Origin of the sequence: Agrobacterium sp. rho-8.1, assembly GCF_033957725.1 — a bacterium.
Classification (GTDB): Bacteria; Pseudomonadota; Alphaproteobacteria; order Rhizobiales; family Rhizobiaceae; genus Agrobacterium.
The window spans coordinates 758,789-775,596 of record NZ_CP192788.1 but is presented as its reverse complement, the minus strand read 5'-3'; the positions used below and the strand labels follow the sequence as shown (position 1 = coordinate 775,596).

General features: G+C 58.4%; 18 protein-coding genes. 6 read left to right on the top strand and 12 right to left on the bottom strand.

Annotated features, from left to right (window positions below; all coding sequences use genetic code 11):
* Positions 1 to 4: 4 nt before the first annotated feature.
* A complete protein-coding gene (locus RMR21_RS03870; protein WP_498669404.1) occupies positions 5 to 436 on the bottom strand; it encodes an Lrp/AsnC family transcriptional regulator in 432 nt (143 codons plus the stop codon).
* 122 nt (positions 437 to 558) lie between these two features.
* Between RMR21_RS03870 and RMR21_RS03865 the strand changes: the two genes are divergently transcribed.
* Positions 559 to 1,659 carry a saccharopine dehydrogenase family protein gene (locus RMR21_RS03865; RefSeq protein ID WP_498669403.1) on the top strand — a complete coding sequence of 367 codons (1,101 nt, stop codon included), beginning with the start codon at positions 559 to 561 and terminating at the stop codon, positions 1,657 to 1,659.
* A gap of 237 nt (positions 1,660 to 1,896) precedes the next feature.
* On the opposite strand, the gene RMR21_RS03860 is transcribed toward RMR21_RS03865, so the two are convergent.
* The 3 genes from RMR21_RS03860 to RMR21_RS03850 all read right to left on the bottom strand — a co-directional run bounded on the left by RMR21_RS03860 (position 1,897) and on the right by RMR21_RS03850 (position 4,517).
* Positions 1,897 to 3,357, bottom strand: a complete 1,461-nt coding sequence (locus tag RMR21_RS03860) for a protein adenylyltransferase SelO (protein WP_498670062.1) — start codon at positions 3,355 to 3,357, stop codon at positions 1,897 to 1,899.
* A 75-nt stretch (positions 3,358 to 3,432) separates the two neighbouring features.
* Entirely contained in the window at positions 3,433 to 4,035 is a 603-nt protein-coding gene (locus tag RMR21_RS03855) for a YcxB family protein (RefSeq protein WP_498669402.1), read from the bottom strand.
* A gap of 2 nt (positions 4,036 to 4,037) precedes the next feature.
* On the bottom strand, positions 4,038 to 4,517 hold the full coding sequence (locus RMR21_RS03850; RefSeq protein WP_498669401.1) for a hypothetical protein: 480 nt from the start codon (positions 4,515 to 4,517) through the stop codon (positions 4,038 to 4,040).
* Positions 4,518 to 4,710: 193 nt separating this feature from the next.
* Here RMR21_RS03850 and RMR21_RS03845 point away from each other — a divergent pair, with 193 nt between their 5' ends.
* The gene (locus tag RMR21_RS03845; protein ID WP_498669400.1) at positions 4,711 to 6,426 is read left to right on the top strand and encodes a GH32 C-terminal domain-containing protein; all 1,716 of its coding nucleotides are present in this window, start codon (positions 4,711 to 4,713) and stop codon (positions 6,424 to 6,426) included.
* Positions 6,427 to 6,517: 91 nt separating this feature from the next.
* Here the strand turns inward: RMR21_RS03845 and RMR21_RS03840 are convergent, their stop codons facing one another.
* The gene (locus RMR21_RS03840) at positions 6,518 to 7,918 is read right to left on the bottom strand and encodes an MFS transporter (protein ID WP_498670061.1); all 1,401 of its coding nucleotides are present in this window, start codon (positions 7,916 to 7,918) and stop codon (positions 6,518 to 6,520) included.
* 164 nt (positions 7,919 to 8,082) lie between these two features.
* On the opposite strand from RMR21_RS03840, the gene RMR21_RS03835 reads away from it, so the two are divergent.
* Entirely contained in the window at positions 8,083 to 8,331 is a 249-nt protein-coding gene (locus tag RMR21_RS03835) for a hypothetical protein (RefSeq protein WP_498669399.1), read from the top strand.
* A gap of 3 nt (positions 8,332 to 8,334) precedes the next feature.
* Here RMR21_RS03835 and RMR21_RS03830 read toward each other — a convergent pair whose 3' ends face one another.
* The 5 genes from RMR21_RS03830 to RMR21_RS03810 all read right to left on the bottom strand — a co-directional run bounded on the left by RMR21_RS03830 (position 8,335) and on the right by RMR21_RS03810 (position 12,159).
* Complete coding sequence (locus tag RMR21_RS03830; protein WP_498669398.1) at positions 8,335 to 8,718, bottom strand: type II toxin-antitoxin system RelE/ParE family toxin; 384 nt, start codon at positions 8,716 to 8,718, stop codon at positions 8,335 to 8,337.
* Positions 8,708 to 8,977 carry a ribbon-helix-helix domain-containing protein gene (locus RMR21_RS03825; protein WP_498669397.1) on the bottom strand — a complete coding sequence of 90 codons (270 nt, stop codon included), beginning with the start codon at positions 8,975 to 8,977 and terminating at the stop codon, positions 8,708 to 8,710. Before RMR21_RS03825 ends, RMR21_RS03830 begins: the two co-directional genes overlap by 11 nt.
* 66 nt (positions 8,978 to 9,043) lie before the next feature.
* On the bottom strand, positions 9,044 to 9,244 hold the full coding sequence (locus tag RMR21_RS03820; RefSeq protein ID WP_498669396.1) for a heavy-metal-associated domain-containing protein: 201 nt from the start codon (positions 9,242 to 9,244) through the stop codon (positions 9,044 to 9,046).
* A 48-nt stretch (positions 9,245 to 9,292) separates the two neighbouring features.
* Positions 9,293 to 9,682 carry a Cu(I)-responsive transcriptional regulator gene (cueR, locus tag RMR21_RS03815; protein ID WP_498669395.1) on the bottom strand — a complete coding sequence of 130 codons (390 nt, stop codon included), beginning with the start codon at positions 9,680 to 9,682 and terminating at the stop codon, positions 9,293 to 9,295.
* Positions 9,679 to 12,159 carry a heavy metal translocating P-type ATPase gene (locus RMR21_RS03810; RefSeq protein WP_498669394.1) on the bottom strand — a complete coding sequence of 827 codons (2,481 nt, stop codon included), beginning with the start codon at positions 12,157 to 12,159 and terminating at the stop codon, positions 9,679 to 9,681. Before RMR21_RS03810 ends, cueR begins: the two co-directional genes overlap by 4 nt.
* Positions 12,160 to 12,288: 129 nt before the next feature.
* Here RMR21_RS03810 and RMR21_RS03805 point away from each other — a divergent pair, with 129 nt between their 5' ends.
* The gene (locus tag RMR21_RS03805) at positions 12,289 to 12,564 is read left to right on the top strand and encodes a type II toxin-antitoxin system RelB/DinJ family antitoxin (RefSeq protein WP_498669393.1); all 276 of its coding nucleotides are present in this window, start codon (positions 12,289 to 12,291) and stop codon (positions 12,562 to 12,564) included.
* A 65-nt stretch (positions 12,565 to 12,629) separates the two neighbouring features.
* Positions 12,630 to 12,881 (top strand): type II toxin-antitoxin system YafQ family toxin, encoded by a 252-nt coding sequence (locus tag RMR21_RS03800; protein ID WP_498669392.1) that lies wholly within the window; start codon positions 12,630 to 12,632, stop codon positions 12,879 to 12,881.
* A 3-nt stretch (positions 12,882 to 12,884) separates the two neighbouring features.
* Here RMR21_RS03800 and RMR21_RS03795 read toward each other — a convergent pair whose 3' ends face one another.
* A complete protein-coding gene (locus tag RMR21_RS03795) occupies positions 12,885 to 13,700 on the bottom strand; it encodes a penicillin-binding transpeptidase domain-containing protein (protein ID WP_498669391.1) in 816 nt (271 codons plus the stop codon).
* 114 nt (positions 13,701 to 13,814) lie between these two features.
* Complete coding sequence (locus RMR21_RS03790) at positions 13,815 to 14,291, bottom strand: YcgN family cysteine cluster protein (protein ID WP_498669390.1); 477 nt, start codon at positions 14,289 to 14,291, stop codon at positions 13,815 to 13,817.
* Between the two features lie 184 nt (positions 14,292 to 14,475).
* Between RMR21_RS03790 and RMR21_RS03785 the strand changes: the two genes are divergently transcribed.
* Positions 14,476 to 16,653, top strand: coding sequence for a transglycosylase domain-containing protein (locus RMR21_RS03785; RefSeq protein WP_498669389.1), 2,178 nt, complete (start codon positions 14,476 to 14,478; stop codon positions 16,651 to 16,653).
* The last annotated feature ends 155 nt before the right edge of the window (positions 16,654 to 16,808 follow it).

The window sequence follows — 16,808 nt, the reverse complement described above, 5'->3', positions numbered from 1 at the left end:
CCTCTCACCGCGAAATCCGCGTCGACAAGATCACCGAAGACAATGTCCGCTCCACCCCGTCCAGCCCACCGATCCCGTCTATCAACCGGTCGAGATCGGCAATCGAAGGGGCCGTGAGAATGGCGATCAGATCGAAGCTGCCGCTGACGGAGTGCAGCGTTGTCACCTCCTTGATGGCTGCCAGTGCCGCCGTTACGCCTGCCAGCACCTTGGGTGCGATGGTAATCAGCACATGCGCCCGCACCAGCCCGGAAAGGTAGGCGTCTGACAGTTTGATGCCGTAACCTGAAATCACCCCGTCCGCCTCCAGTCGCTCGATTCGCGCCTGCACGGTGGTGCGGGAAAGGCCAAGCTTGCGCGCCAGTTCCGCCACCGGCATCCGGGCATTGTCTGCCAGCAAGGAGAGCAGCGCACGGTCCTTTTCACTGATAGGCATTCTGCATAATCCTATTGTCGATATGCATAATTTTAAACGTCTTTCCGCGCAATGTGAAGCTACGAATCGTCTCTCAAATGCGGCATTCTGTTACCTCAATTGCATTTCTCATGGGGGACATCATGAAACACATCGTCATCATCGGCGCAGGCAATATCGGTTCGGCCATCGCATGGATGCTGGCTGTGACTGGCGATTATCGCGTCACCGTCGCAGACCGGTCCGCAGACCAGCTTGCCAATGTTCCCACCCATGAACGGGTCGATACGGAAATCGTCGATATCACTGATCGCCTCGGCCTGCAGGCGCTGTTAAAGGACAAGTTCGCGGTCCTTTCCGCCGCCCCGTTCCATCTTACCGCAGGCATTGCAGAGGCCGCAGTCGCCGTCGGCACCCACTATCTCGACCTCACCGAAGACGTCGAATCCACCCGCAAGGTCAAGAAACTCGCCGAAACATCCGAGAGCGCCCTCATTCCGCAATGCGGCCTTGCGCCCGGCTTCATCTCGATCGTCGCCGCCGATCTCGCCTCGCGGTTTGACAAGCTGGACAGCGTGCGCATGCGCGTCGGCGCTTTGCCGCAATATCCTTCCAACGCCTTGAATTATAACCTCACCTGGAGCACGGACGGCCTGATCAACGAATATATCGAGCCGTGCGAAGCCATCGTCGAGGGACGCCTCACCGCCGTTCCTGCGCTGGAAGAACGTGAAGAATTTTCGCTGGATGGTATGACCTATGAGGCCTTCAACACCTCCGGCGGCCTCGGCACCCTGGCCGCCACGCTGGAAGGCAAGGTGCGCACCATGAACTACCGCACCATCCGCTACCCCGGTCACGCCGCCATCATGAAGGCGCTGCTCAACGATCTCAACCTGCGCAACCGTCGCGATGTGTTAAAAGACCTGTTCGAAAACGCCCTGCCCGCCACCATGCAGGATGTCGTCATCGTTTTCGTCACCGTCTGCGGCACGAAAAACGGTCGTTTCATGCAGGAGACCTACGCTCACAAAGTCTACGCCGGCCCTATCTCAGGCCGCATGATGAGCGCCATCCAGATCACCACCGCCGCCGGTATCACCACGGTTCTGGATCTTCTGAAAGACGGCAAGCTGCCGCAGAAAGGCTTTGTGAAACAGGAAGATATCGCGCTGGCAGATTTTCTGGCCAACCGATTCGGACAGTATTACGCGCCGCGTGAGGGCTTGGCGAAGGTGGGGTAGTGCCTACGTCCACAGGTTAGCCATAGCGTGCGCGGCTCACCCCCTCTGCCTTGCCAGGCATCTCCCCTCAAGGGGGGAGATCAGCTAGACGCTCTAACGCTGCTCAATCTCAACGTAAAGGAAGATCGAGAGAAAGGCGCGAGTCTATCTCCCCACCTGATGGGGAGATGTCCGGCAGGACAGAGGGGGGTAAGCCACACCCACCGCGCTCGCTGTTCCATCGCTAACCACTACCACTCACGTCCCGCAGAACGTCCGAAACACCCGTTCATGCCCCATCGGGGCCTGCATATAAACCGCAAATTCCGGCACTTCCTCATAAGGCCGCGCCGTCGCCTTCAGCATCGCATGAAACGGCTCGAAATCGCCATCCTCGACAGCCGCTGCAATCACCTCTTCGATGCGGTGGTTGCGCGGAATGACGGCTGGGTTCACCGCCCGCATCGCCGTAGCGCGGTCGCTTTCCGTCGCGCTTTCCTTCCACGCACGCTGACGCCAGCGAGCCAGCCATTCGTCCGCGCCTGCCAGATCGGTGAACATGCCGCGAAACGCTTCCGCACTGCCATCCGCCGCATCGCAAAGCCTGCGGAACGTCAAGGTGAAATCCACCTCGTTACGCTGCATCAGCGCCAGCAGATCCTGCACCAGTTGCTCGTCCGCATCGTCCTGCGTGCTCAGACCCAGCTTCCTGCGCATGCCGGAAAGCCAGCGCTTGGGAAACGCCGCAGCAAATTCTGCCAGCACGCCATTGGCCAACTCCACTGCCGTGTCAGCATCCTCATCCAGCAGCGGCAATAGGCATTCGGCCAGCCGCGCAATGTTCCACTGGGCGATGCCGGGCTGGCTGTTATAGGCGTATCGACCCTGCGCATCGATGGACGAGAACACCTTGTTAGGATTATATTCATCCAGAAAGGCGCAGGGCCCGAAATCGATCGTCTCGCCAGAGATCGCAACATTATCGGTATTCATCACACCGTGGATGAAACCCACCATCATCCAGCGACAAACCAACTCGCGCTGACGCTCCGCAATCGCTTGCAGCAAGGCAAAATAAGGACTCTCTGCTTGCTTGGCGCCGGGATAATGCCGCTCGATCACGTAATCCGCCAGCGTCCTGATCGCCTCGTTGTCCTCGCGTGCCGCGAAATACTGGAACGTACCCACCCTGATATGGCTGGCCGCCACCCGCGTCACCACGCCACCGGGCAGACCCGTTTCCCGCTGCACCCGCTCGCCGGTCGCGACAGCCGCAAGCGCGCGGGTGGCGGGAATACCGAGCGCAAACATGGCTTCGGACATGATATATTCGCGCAGGACCGGACCCAGCGCCGCCCGCCCGTCACCCCGGCGCGAGAACTGCGTCGGCCCGGCACCCTTCAGCTGGATATCCCGCCGTTTTCCATTGATATCAATTACTTCACCAAGAAGAATGGCACGCCCATCCCCCAGCTTCGGCACGAAGTTGCCGAACTGATGCCCCGCATAGGCCATCGCCAACGGCTCCGCTCCCTGCGGCACGGCATTGCCTGAAAACACCGCCGCCAACCGCGGATCATCTATGCCGTCGAGATCAAGCCCAAGCTCTTGCGCCAATGGCTTGTTGAACGCGATCAACTGCGGCGCACTGACAGGCGTCGGCAAAGCCGCCGCCGTAAAATGCTCCGGCAGACGCGCATAGGAATTATCAAAATGGATCACGGGTTTTCTCCCTGTTTCAGGGCTTATATGGGCTGGCTTAGCCTAACATTCCAGCCGCCAACCCCGATGCCATCATTTCGCATCGCCACTCTTTAGATCGATAATGCGCAGTCCTTCGTGCCTGACAAACGGCGCGGACGGTTTGAGGCTCGCGCCAATAAGGCGTAATCCCTCGGCATAATCGGCAGCGGATGCGAAGCCCCGGCGCGGCAAGATTAAAGCCTCGCGTTTGGACAAGGCCAGAAACAGATGCGTCTTGGTCTCGATCGCCTTCACGATACCACCCCAGGAAATGGCGCTGTTGATGTCTGCAGAACGAGCCGTAACGCCATCGTGAGAGAGCGTCACAACGATTTCCTGATTGGCCGCGGCCCTTGTTTTGAAAACCGTTGCCGCCATCAAAGCAGCAAGATGACTGCTGAAAACAGTCAATAAAAGCGGGAGAAACCAGAAGGGCCAGTAACGGAAATAGATTTCGGCATACCACGGCGGCACACCTTCTTTGCCCGGCCACAACCACGCCATGACGAAGAGATTTCCAGCGATGATCACTAACAAGGCGAGTTTCAAGGCAGTCTGCCAGAAGGGTCTGCGGATCAGTGCTCGCGTGACCGCAATGAAGTCAGACCGCGTACAAATATAGCGTATCTCCAGAACTCTCTCTTTGGGGTCCACGGTTAAATCTCCTCTTTGCCCAGAGCTTGCCATTGCCCGTGAACGATGCGGCTTGCATAGGGCGGTGCGGTCTCTCCGCCGCTGACGTAGATATAGAGAAATAGCTCCGTCACCCTTTCGAAGAAAGTCTTCGGCATCATGAGTTTTGGCTCTCCGTCTTTAATTTCCGTCTCCCCCCTATCCGCTTCAATCAAGAGATTGATCGCCGCCTGGGCTTGTCTTCCAGGCACAAAAACACCGGCGCCGCCGATGGCGCTTGTGTAGTGTTGCAAATTATTGATGAGGTGAACCGACGTCGCAACAACAACGATGCCGTAAGCTTGGAGATAAGAAGACGTCACTGCAAAATCGGAAGCGGTGAAAACGGTCGCCACGCGAATGATACGGTCTTCAAATTCGCCCATGAGCCAACCCTTGTTGATACCAGCCGTAGCGAAAATCAAATTGAAGAAAATGGCCGTGAAGTCAATAAATACAACCAAGGGTCAACGTCGAAAAGTGCTTGAAGGATAGACTGCGGAGATAACGATATGCATCGCAATCTTTGAAAATGTCTCTTGCACTGTTTGCCCTTGCGGCACACGGGTCCTTCCTCATGGAGTAGTAGCGCGATGAACTTTAACCTGCCACTTTCGTTCCTATGCTGTGTAGCCACAGAGACGAAAGGATAGTGGAATGAATGACATCGCATTGCCCGTAGAGATCGAAAGCGCCGTTCGCACCATACAAACCGATCTTCCGGTCAACGCCACGATCCATGTCTGGCTGAAGGCGAAAAAAGCAGATGAGCCGGGGGCGGTGTCCTTTTCGAACCACAACGGCAAATTTGCCGAAGTTTCCTCGACAAACGTCGATGAATATAATTTCCGCATCTACCAGGTGTTCGGCGGCGGGCGGGTCGAACTCAGCTACGATACGGTGACCACTGCGGTCTCCGTTATTTACTGGTTCATCGCCTCCGATGTGCTGGAAACCGGCATCACCGTTGTTCACACGAAGCCTGACAATGCCGCACCCGATCTGCCGGATAGCTACCACTTCCGCCCGCCCTTCGGCTGGATGAACGACCCCAACGGCTTTGGCCGTTTCGAAGGCCGTCCGCATCTGTTTTATCAGCATTACTCCCACGGGCTGCGCTGGAACACCATGCATTGGGGCCACGCGGTGTCCTCCGATTATCTGCGCTGGCGGCATTTGCCGATCTTCCTGTTCCCGTCCGAAGATTTGACGACGCGGCCCGACAAGCGCGGCGGTGCCTATTCCGGCTCTACCATTCCGCTGGTGGAAGGCACGGGCATCCGCGTGTTCTTTACCGAGCAGGTGCAGGACCGCGTGCCGGAACAGCAGATCCAGCTCACCGCCACCTCGTCGGATCTCATCATGGCCGGTCAGGCGGACGTCATTCTCGGCCATCGCCCGGATGGTCAGGGGCTGACGACCGATTTTCGCGACCCTTACGTTTTCCGTGGGCCGGATGGCCTGTGGAAGATGTTGTTGGGCAGCCAGAGCGATGGCGGCGGCGTTATTCTTCTCTATGAAACGCAGGACCCGACAGCCGCATCCGGCTGGACATATGTGGGCAAGTTGTGGGTGGAGACGCGCTACAAGACGACGGCGGTGGAGTGCCCCTGCCTGCTGCCACTGGATGGTCCTGCCAATGCCCGCTCCACCCGCTGGGTGCTGGTCTACGGCCTCATGCATTCGGAAGATGCAGCAACCGGTCGCAAGAACCTTGCCATGGCCGATGTCGGCTGGTTCGACGGCAAGACCTTCGTCAAGGAGTTCGGACAGGAGTTGGATTTCGGCACGGATAACTATGCCTTCCAGGCGTTTCTGGATGGCGATACCATCGTTGGTATCGGCTGGCTGGCCAACTGGGCGGATGCGACGCCGGAAATCGATTTCCCCACCGCCATGACCTTGCCACGCCGCATGATCTTTTCCACCGGTGCGTTGCTGACGCCACCCATCGGTGCCGCGGAAAGCCTGCGCCATCGCATTTTGGACCGGACCCGTCTTGCCGCAGGCGAAGCAGTGGAGTTTCCCAACGGTGCGGTCGAAATCCTGTTCGAGCTGGAAAAACCCGGCCTTCCGTTCGAGCTTGAACTGGCACACCCCACCGTTAAACTCGGCGTAGTCTGCGACGAAACCGGCCTTTGGATACGTTATGAAGACGGGCGCGACGGTCCGTCACCGCGCTACATTTCGGAAGGCGCGCGGCCGTTCCGCCTGCGCATCTTCATCGATTACGGCTCAATCGAAGTCTTCGCCGACCATGGCCGCTATGTCGGCACGAAACGTATCGACAGCTTCGAGCCGGTGCGCTCCGCACAGTTGAAAAGCACCCATGGCGCGGTATCCCACGCTACGACGTGGATGCTTAAACAGTAAGAGCCTAGGAACATTCGTGCGCTCCCCTGTAGTCTTTTGGACAATACCGAGGCAGCGGGCGGGACATGGCAGCATGACCGCGAGCACCCCGTCACAACGGGGAAGGCGCGGCGCGCTTGGTTACACGGCGGCCGAACCATATGGCAGCAATCGATACGACGGCTGCCGTTCCATAGATCGCAGATAGCGAGGGCGATAAGTCGCCGCGCTCAAGAGCGGGTACGAGCGCGGTGGCGGCAGCGATTGTCCCGCTCGCCCCTGCGCCAGCCGCAGCGCCCAAAGTGGCGACTGTCGGCAGCAACGCACCCGTCATTTTCCGTTCGTGCTCGGGGGCCGCTTCCATGGCGTTCTGGTTGATACCGGCCCATGACATGCCAAAGGTTGCACCAATGAGCGCTTGGCCTGCCAGCATTTCCAGCCAGCTTCCCATCAAAAGTCCATGGCCCAACAGAAGACATCCGGGCGCCATCAGCCACGGCCCGTAATGCAGGCTCGCATCCCGCAGCCGTGCAGAACGCAGACTGCCGACGATGACAGCGACGGTGCTCCACGACAAAGGCATGGCCACGACGATAAAGCCTGCAAATGTCGGCTCATATCCCCACCGCTCGACGGACACCAGCGCCAGATAGACGCTGGTCAGCGCCTGCGCGTAGGACATCAAGAACAGCATCCAGAAACCGTTTCCTACCACAGTGCCCGGTCGAAACGCATCTTTCGGGAACAATCCAGCTTCCGGTCGTATGCCTGTTATCAGCGACATCAGCAGCAACACCAGACCCAGCACGAGGCTTGCCATGCGCATGCCCAGCCCCTCGAACGCAGCGGGCGCGGAAAAGGCGAGCGCTCCCGTCAGGCAGAGAACGAGCGGCCACGTGACCTTGCGCGATGATGGACCAGGCTTTTCCGGTGAGACGGACATCCACGTATAGATGACCAGCAGCAGGACCAACGGTACGGGCAACAGATAGGTCACGCGCCATGACAGGTGTTCGGTGGCAAACCCGCCCAGAAGCGGGCCTGCGACAGAGGCCGCCGCCCACACGCCCGCCTCCACCGCAAAAACCTTCGGCAGCAGATCGGAGCGGAAGCCTGCCGGGATGAGGCTGTAGCACACGGCAACAATCAGGCCATCGGCGATACCCTGCAATCCGCGTCCCAGGATCATCAGCGGGAAATTGCCGGCACCTGCGCAGATCAGCATGCCGACGGAGAAAAACAACGCCGATACGACGAGCGCGGCCCGTGCGCCAATCCGCTCACGCAGAAGAATGGCCGTCACACCACCTGCCACCGAACCGACGAAATAGATGCTGTAGGCCCAGCTGTAGATCAGCGCGCCGCCGATATCCGCGACTGCAACCGGCAGGGCCGCGACGATGGCAAACTGGTTGAACGCATGCAGCCCTATGCCTGCGGAAATCGCCATCAGCAGCGCCAGGTTTTTCCCCCGCAACAGCTCTACCCAGCTGTTTTTCTCCACCACATTCATCACTGCCGTCTCCATCCTGTTTTGAGGGTCGGCCCGACAGATACGACCTCAACCAAGGTTGAGGTCAAGGGCCGCTGGAGGTTTTGTTTTGGTGGATGACCGGAACCCCGCGCTTGCCCGCCCGTTTACCTCCAGATCAAAACAAAGCACCCAGGGAGGCCCTCATGGACCCGCGAACACCACTGACAGAAAACGAAGACGCACTCGATCAGGACATCGTGGATCTCGAGGTAGATCATCTCCCCGAGGGCGGTGAACTCTCACAGCAGATCGAACAGGAACTGCGCGAAGAGGAAGCGGAAACCGACGACGATCCCTATCAGGAAAGCGACGAGGCATTGCCAGACGACTATGAGGAAAAGGTCCTGGACCGCAATCCATCGCTTGAGGGTGGAGCCTTCGACGAGGTTTGAACGTCAAAGGGTGATCCTTCGATCACCCTTTTGATTTTGCCCATGTCCCAGAAGACGTTTTAACATATGCCTCTGGTGGTCTTGAGCACCAAAAAATACGGCAAGGAGTCTGACTTGCCGGGCATCTTCAAAAACTTTGAAATAAAATATGGCCTGATGTTTTGTGACACTTCTCAGCGCCGGCAGAATATGCGGCATCAACGTGCCCTGGAAGGGTGCGCTAGCCAGCGCCTCTATATCATTCTCGATCGACTTTAGTCTGGAATCGGCTCGCTTGAAGGCCTCGACAAATTCTTCCCGAAAGACCAGATAGGATTGCACGAGATGATCGAAGATCATTTCCAGATCGCGTTCGACATCTTTCGAGCGAAGGATTTCATAGACCATATTCAGTCTTTTTCGCTGCAATCATCGCCGCAGTGCGCCTCTTTCCCTCTTCGTTTGAGACAAACACACCTTTGCTGCGCTCATCCAGCAATGTTTTGAGAGCCCCCACTTCGGCTTCATGCAACTCGGTTTCCTGACGCAGGAGTTCGATCCCATGTTGGACAACAGCGCTCAGACTCGAAAACCGTCCGTCTTCGACCAGTTTTCGGGCAAAGCTATCCTGTTGATCGGAAATAGAAACCGATGCTTTGACTGACATGACTCATCTCCAGCGGGATCGACTAATACTACTCAGTAGCATATTCGCACATTCTTTTCCAACCCTTCACTCGGCTCTTTCAGGGTTATACCCAGCCTCGCGCATCGCCGCCTCTGCCGTTGCGGCATCTCCGGCAACCGTGACGCTTTTCCGGGACAGGTCGATATCGACGTCCGCACCCGGCAGAACCTCTGCCAGCGCGCCGCGAATGGTTTTCTCGCAGTGGCCGCACGTCATGTCGGATACGGTGAAGGTCGTGGCTTCCATGGTGAATTCCTCAATTTTTGCTATGATTGCCCTTCGCCTGACGAAAGCTTATACCCCCGCCAGATCGTCCAGAATCGGGCAATCCGGCCGGTGGTCTCCGCCGCAACAATGGGCAAGATGCGAGAGCGTTTTGACCATGCTTTTCATCTCGGCAATCTTGCGCTCCAGATCGGCGATGTGAGCAGTGGCGATATCCTTGACCGCAGAACTTTCGCGGGTCTTGTCCTGCCACAGTTTCAGCAGCGTTTCCGTTTCTTCCAGCGAAAAACCCAGCGTTCTGGACCGCTTGATGAAACGCAGATTGTGCACGTCCTGCTCCGCGTAAACCCGGTAATTGTTGCCCGTGCGGGCGGCGGGCGTGATGAGGCCGATCTGCTCGTAATAGCGGATCATCTTGGCCGATATGCCTGAAGCTTCCGAAGCCTGACCGATGTTCATGATGCCACCTTTACTGTTTTAAGCCGCAATGCATTGCCGAGCACAAACACGGAGGAGAGCGCCATGGCCCCGGCCCCGACCATGGGCGATAGCATGATGCCGAAGGCCGGATAAAGCGCGCCTGCGGCCACAGGTATCAGCGCCGCATTGTATCCGAAGGCCCAGAACAGATTCTGGCGGATGTTGCGCATGGTGGCGCGGCTCATCTCGATGGCGTGAACCACGCCCATGAGATCACCACCCACCAGCACCACATCGGCGCTTTCAATGGCGACATCCGTGCCGGTGCCGATAGCGATGCCGATATCGGCCTCAGCCAGCGCAGGCGCGTCGTTGATGCCATCTCCCACGAAGGCCAGCACCTTGCCGCCTTGGCGCAAATCATGGATCGTCTGCACCTTGCCTTCCGGCAAAACCTCGGCCACCACCTTTTCGATGCCGACCTGATGGGCGATGGCCCTGGCTGTGCGGACATTGTCGCCCGTCACCATAGCCACCTCGATGCCCATTCGTTTCAAGGCTTTGATGGCATCGATACTGGATGGTTTCAACGGATCGGCCACCGCGATGATAGCCGCCAGTTGACCATCGACGGCCGCATAAAGCGGGGTTTTGCCTTCATCGCCAAGCCTTGCCGCGCTCTTTGCGAAGGATTGAACGGAGATGCCAAGCTTTGCCATGAACCTGTCAGCACCGACCTCGACTTTGCGGCCCTCGACCATGGCGGAGATGCCGTAGCCGGTGATGCTTTCGAAGGCCCATACTGTTGGAAGTTCAATCGACGCAGCCCGTACAATGGCCTCCGCAATCGGATGCTCCGACATGCTTTCAACCGTCGCAACAAGTCTCAACACCTCACGTCGCTCGAACCCGTCCGCCACCAGAAAATCCGTCAGTTCAGGCTTGCCCTTGGTCACCGTGCCGGTCTTGTCCACCACCACGATTTGCGCAGAACGCAGGGCTTGCAACGCCGCGCCCTTGCGGAACAGCACACCGAGTTCAGCTGCTCTTCCCGTGCCGACCATGATCGAAGTCGGTGTTGCCAGACCCATGGCACAGGGGCAGGCGATGATGAGGACGGCAACGGCATTGATCAGCGCGAAGGTATAGGCGGGTTCCGGCCCGAAGATCGCCCAGACGATAAAGGTCAGCACGGCAACTGCGATGACCACCGGCACGAACAGCGCGGTGACGCGATCCACCAGAAGCTGGATCGGCAGCTTGGCGCCCTGGGCCTGCTCCACCAGCCGAATAATCTGAGCCAGCATCGTGTCTGCGCCGACCTTGGTGGCCCGGAATTTCAGCGCGCCGTTCTTGTTGATGGTGCCACCTGTGACAGGGCTAGCCACCACCTTTTCCACCGGTACCGGCTCGCCTGATATCATCGATTCATCGACATAGGAAGCGCCCTCGACAACCTCGCCATCCACCGGAAAACGCTCCCCGGGGCGGATGACGATCATATCGCCCACCACCACTTCGTCCGTCGCGATATCCAGTGTCTGGCCGTCGCGCTCCACCCGCGCCGTCTTGGCCTGAAGGCCTGCCAGCTTGCGGATCGCATCGCCGGTTTTGCCGCTTGCGCGGGCTTCCAGAAGCCGTCCGATCAAAATCAGCGTCACGATAACGGTTGCCGCTTCGTAATACACATGCCGGGCATTGGCCGGCAGCAGGCCGGGCGCGAAGGTGGTGACGAGCGAATAGAGGTAGGCAGTACTTACCCCCAGCGCGACCAGCGAATTCATCTCTGGCGCACCATGGGCAAGTGCGGGAAAACCCGATTTCAAAAACCGCCATCCCGGCCCGAAAATCACCACCGTCGCCATCGCAAAATAGACGTAATAGAGGATCTGCTGCTCGATGACGCCCATCAGCCAGTGGTGCATCGGCGTATAGAGATGCCCGCCCATTTCCAGTAGGAACAACGGCACTGTGAGAATGGCCGCGATGGTGACATCGCGCCTCAGCTTCGTCTCGTCACTCGCATGATGCCTATGACCTTGCACCTGCACTTCGTGATCATGCGCAGCGCCAGCCGGAGTTTTTAACGTAAAACCAGCCAGTCTTGCGGTTTCGATCAGCATTTCGCGCTGACGTCCGCCGCCGACGGTCTCGATGGTCACGACGCCGCTTTGCGGGTTCACCTCTGCGCTGACTGTCGTGGCGATGGCCTCCAGAACGGTCTTCAACCGCTCAGCATCAACAGCCCCCTTCAGCCTCTGGACCGTCAATTCGATCGTCTGTGGGGCAACCTCGTATCCGATCTTCTTGACCGCAGCGACCAACGTCTTTGCCGAAAAGCCCACGGTCGGCTCAACGGTCAGCTTCTTCGTTGCGAAATTCACCGAACTCGTCGCCACCCCCGGCACCTTACCCGCCGCTATCTCCACGCGCCGCACACAGGACGCACAGGTCATACCATCGACAAATACGGAAATCGGCTCTGGCGCGGTCAAAGTCTTGATGGTCTCGTTCATGGGATTTCCCCTTTCGAGACTGCATGTAATGCTTCCCATCATGGGAAGGTCAAGGGCTCACAGCAGCATTTGTCACGAGTTGAAATCGATGCTCATTTGGGCTACACTGTCGTAAACAGGAGTATGATCATGACAGCGAATGCTTATGTCAGGGCTCGCATCGACCAAGACTTGAAGGACGATGCAACCGCCGTGCTGGACAGCCTTGGGCTGACCGTCTCGGACGTGATGCGCATGATGTTGACCCGCATAGCCAGAGAAAAGGCACTCCCCATAGAGTTGACACGTCCCAACGCAGAAACGATAGCCGCCATCGAAGAAGCGCGAAAAATTTCGGATGAAAATCGCGTCCGCTTCAAATCACGGGAAGAACTCTTCAAAGCACTGGATAGCGATAAGCCGTGAAAGGCCCAAAAGCTGTATCAAAGCGAACGACTCTGCCGCGTCGCTGCGATTTTACGAAGCAGTTTATGAAAGACTGGAAACGGCTGAATGATTCCGGCCGTTACGACATGGTGAAGCTCAAGGAGGTCATGCTTCTCCTCATCGCCAACGATGCTTCACTACCGGCACAGTTCCGTGATCATGAATTGACCGGGGAGTGGCGCGATCATCGGGAATGTCACATCGGCGGAGACTTTCTGCTGATCTACAGGCTCGACGAGACCGATGATCTTGTCGTCTTCACACGCGCTGGAACGCATTCCGACCTGTTCAGATAACCCTCACCTACGCACGGAAACCCGCGCAATATCCCGCAGAAACTCCTCCCGCACCACCTCCCCCATGGGGCGCTCAGACGCTTTGTCGTTGACCCGCAGGCGGGCGAAGACAATGTGCTGGCCTTCGCGTTCGGCCCAGCCAACGAACCAGCCGAAGGGGCGCGTCGGGTCGGGTTTGCCGTCATCGCCCTTCAGGTTGCCCACACCCGCCGTGCCGTGCACGCTCCACGCCTCCGCCGCATCGAAAACGGGCATGATGGCACGGGTCTTGGTTTGCGCATCGCGTGCAAAGGGCAGATTGTTGGACATCAGACGGCGCAGAAAACCCACCTGCTCGACGGGTGAAATCTGCAAAGCGTTGGCAAGCCAATCGCTCATGCCCTTCGGCGTCGTTCCCGGGGCGGTTGCCGAACTGGTATTGCCGAAACCCAGCCGCTTCACATAGCTGGAGAATTTTTCAGGTCCCAGGCGATTGGCGATGTCGACACCATACCAGCGCACATCGTTCTTTTGCCATCCGCTAGGATCGACCCTCCGTCGATCCGGCGGAGTGCTGTCCATGCCCTCTTGCCAGTCCCACACCGGGTTGAATTCGTCCAACAACAGGCCGGAATCATAACCGATCAGCGCCAACGGAGTATTGAACGTCGCGCCCGGCGATGCACGCTTGTCGCAAGCGCCCTGCTGAGTAATGACAGCGCCGGTTTCCACCGATGTCACGAAGGTGCATTCGAAAGGCTGCTCGGCCCGGGCAAGAATGGGACACAGGCCCACAACGGCGAAACTGACGGCTGAAAGGACGGCGAACCGGGGCAGCATGCATTTTCCTTGTATGTCCGGCCATTGTCACGGCCAGCAATCAACGGAGAGATAAGGTGGTGTCGGGTCTTAAAAGACAGTTGGGGCAGGAATAGGACGGGCGCGCCGCGCACTCTACCGACGCTGCGCCTTCGGCTGCTCGCCGACCGTCAGCGGCCAGTCCACCACGTAGTTTTCAAAGTCATCCACCTCGACCTGCTTTTCGTTGATGGTGCGCCCGCGCGCAGAAATACCAGCCATATGCACGGTCTCGGCATCACCGGAGACGAGGTGGTGCCACCAGTAGAGGTCCTCGCCATCGCGCACCAGCGCATAGGCGCAGGTCGGTGGCAGCCAGCCGATTTCGTTGACGAGCTTCAGATTGAGCTGAATGCAATCCGGCACGGTATCGAACCGGTTGGGGTAATCCGAGCACTGACAGCTGTCGCCATCCAGCAACTGGCAGGCAACGGAGGTAAACACCACCTCGCCCGTGTCCCAGTCTTCCAGCTTGTTGAGACAGCACAGACCGCAGCCATCGCACAGGCTTTCCCATTCGGTGTTACTCATTTGCGCCAGTGATTTCGTTTTCCAGAATGGCGCGTCACTCATCGTTAACATTTCCGTTCCATTTTGCATCAGAGGGCGGCAACATGGCCCGGCCCGTCTGTGGTGTCGCAATCTGCCGGATTATCCGTTAATCCTTAAATCCGGCGGAGTCATGATGTGGGAATGACCCGCACAAGGTTGCTGCGTCAAGCAGACGCTGGAAATATCGAACAGGAATTCGTTTTACGTGCAGGAAGATAACAACAAGAAACAGGCGCGCCGTAAACGCCATATTCTGCTGCGCATCGATTCATGGATCGATTCCGGCCTGTGGACCTCTGCATCGCGCATTTTCGACTTCTGGGAAGACGTGACCATCGCATCGCGCAAACTGCATGTGCGCGGCTGGAAGAAATTTCTGATCAACATTGCCGACGACGCCCTGACGGTGGGCACCGCCGGCACGGTACTGATGCTGGCACTGGCGCTTCCCGCCTTCGAGGAGACCAAGAAGGACTGGCGCTATCGCGGTGATTTCGCCGTCACGTTTCTGGATCGTTACGGCAACACCATCGGCCATCGCGGCATTATTCACGAAGATTCCGTGCCGATCGACCAGATGCCGGATCATTTCATCAAGGCGGTGCTGGCGACGGAAGACCGACGTTTCTTCGAGCATTTCGGCATCGATTTCATCGGCCTTGCCCGCGCCATGAGCGAAAACGCACGCGCAGGCGGCGTTGTACAGGGCGGCTCCACGCTGACACAGCAACTGGCCAAGAACCTGTTTCTGACCAATGAGCGGTCGCTGGAACGCAAGGTCAAGGAAGCCTTTCTGGCACTGTGGCTGGAAGCCAACATGTCCAAGAAGGAAATCTTGAGCCTCTATCTCGACCGCGCCTATATGGGCGGCGGCACCTTCGGGGCGGCAGCGGCGGCGCAATTTTATTTCGGCAAGAACCTGACAGATGTGACGCTGGCGGAATCCGCCATTCTCGCCGGTCTGTTCAAGGCACCGGCGAAATACGCGCCGCATGTCAATCTTCCCGCAGCGCGTGCACGCGCCAACACCGTGCTGTCAAACCTTGTGCAGGGCGGGTTGATGACCGAGGGACAGGTCGTCGGCGCACGCCGCAACCCGGCCACCGTGATCGACCGCGAAGACGTCAAGGCACCGGACTATTTTCTCGACTGGGCCTTTGACGAGGTGCAGAAACTGGCCAAGGAAGGCAAGATCAAGGACCACACCGTCGTCGTTCGCACCACCATCGACACCGGCCTTCAGCAGGCGGCTGAACAGGCGATGGAAGGCAGCCTTCGCGAATTTGGCGAAGGCTACCGGGTCAAGCAGGGCGCGATGGTGATGATCGAAAATGGCGGCGGCATTCGCGCCATGGTCGGCGGGCGCGATTATGGCGAAAGCCAGTTCAACCGCGCAACCGCGGCGCTGCGCCAGCCGGGTTCTTCCTTCAAGGTCTATACCTATTCCGCTGCCATGGAGAAGGGTTACAAGCCGGAAACGCTGATTTCCGACGCACCCGTGACATGGCGCGGCTGGTCGCCGCAGAACTATGGCCGCTCCTATGCGGGGAAGGTGACGTTGCAGACCGCTCTCGCCAAATCCTATAACACCGTACCGGTGCGCCTTGCCAAGGATGTGCTGGGCACGCAGATCATTGTCGATACGGCGAAAGCCATGGGCGTGGCGACGCCGCTTCGCAGCGACAAGACCATTCCGCTCGGCACCTCCGAAGTCACCGTGCTGGACCAGGCCACGGGTTACGCCGTCTTCCCGGCAGACGGCATGCAGTCTCGTCGCCACGGCATCGCGCAGGTGCTGGATTACGAAGGCAAGGTTCTCTACGATTTCGACCGTGACGAGCCCCCTGCTAAGCGCGTTCTAACGGAAGAGGCCAATTCCAAGATGAACCGCATGCTGGTGACCATTCCCGTCGAGGGCACGGCAAAGCGTGGCGCACTGGATAACGGCATCGTCTCCGGCGGCAAGACCGGAACCTCACAATCCTACCGCGACGCCTGGTATGTGGGCTTTACCGGTAATTACACGACCGCGGTGTGGTTCGGAAACGACGACTTCACCTCCATGAACAACATGACCGGCGGCGCGCTGCCCGCCATGACGTTTAAGCGGTTGATGGACTATGCCCACCAGGGCATGGAACTGCGCGCCATCCCAGGCATTCAGAACCCGCTGCCGAATGGTACGCACCCCAAACCCGCCAACGGCGCAGCAATCGCCTCGGCAGACGCCAACGCCATGCCAGCCCTCACCCGCCCCCGCTCGCTTTCCGCCGAAGCCACCCGCGTCATCCGCTCCATCGGCAAGAAGCTGAAAGAAGCGTCGGCACCATCGTTGACGGTGCAGAAGGTGGCGGATGTCGGGAGTGATGGGGTGAAGCGGTAGTCGAAACCCGTCTTGTGGAATTCAGAGTTGGCGATGCGCACCCCTGCGCTGGGGTTGGCAATCACTGCCCGCCTTCGAAAAGCCATATATATTTCAAAAATTATCCATTCTTGGTTGTGCGCCGATAACGTAACGTGTCGTCACGGGAATGTAGT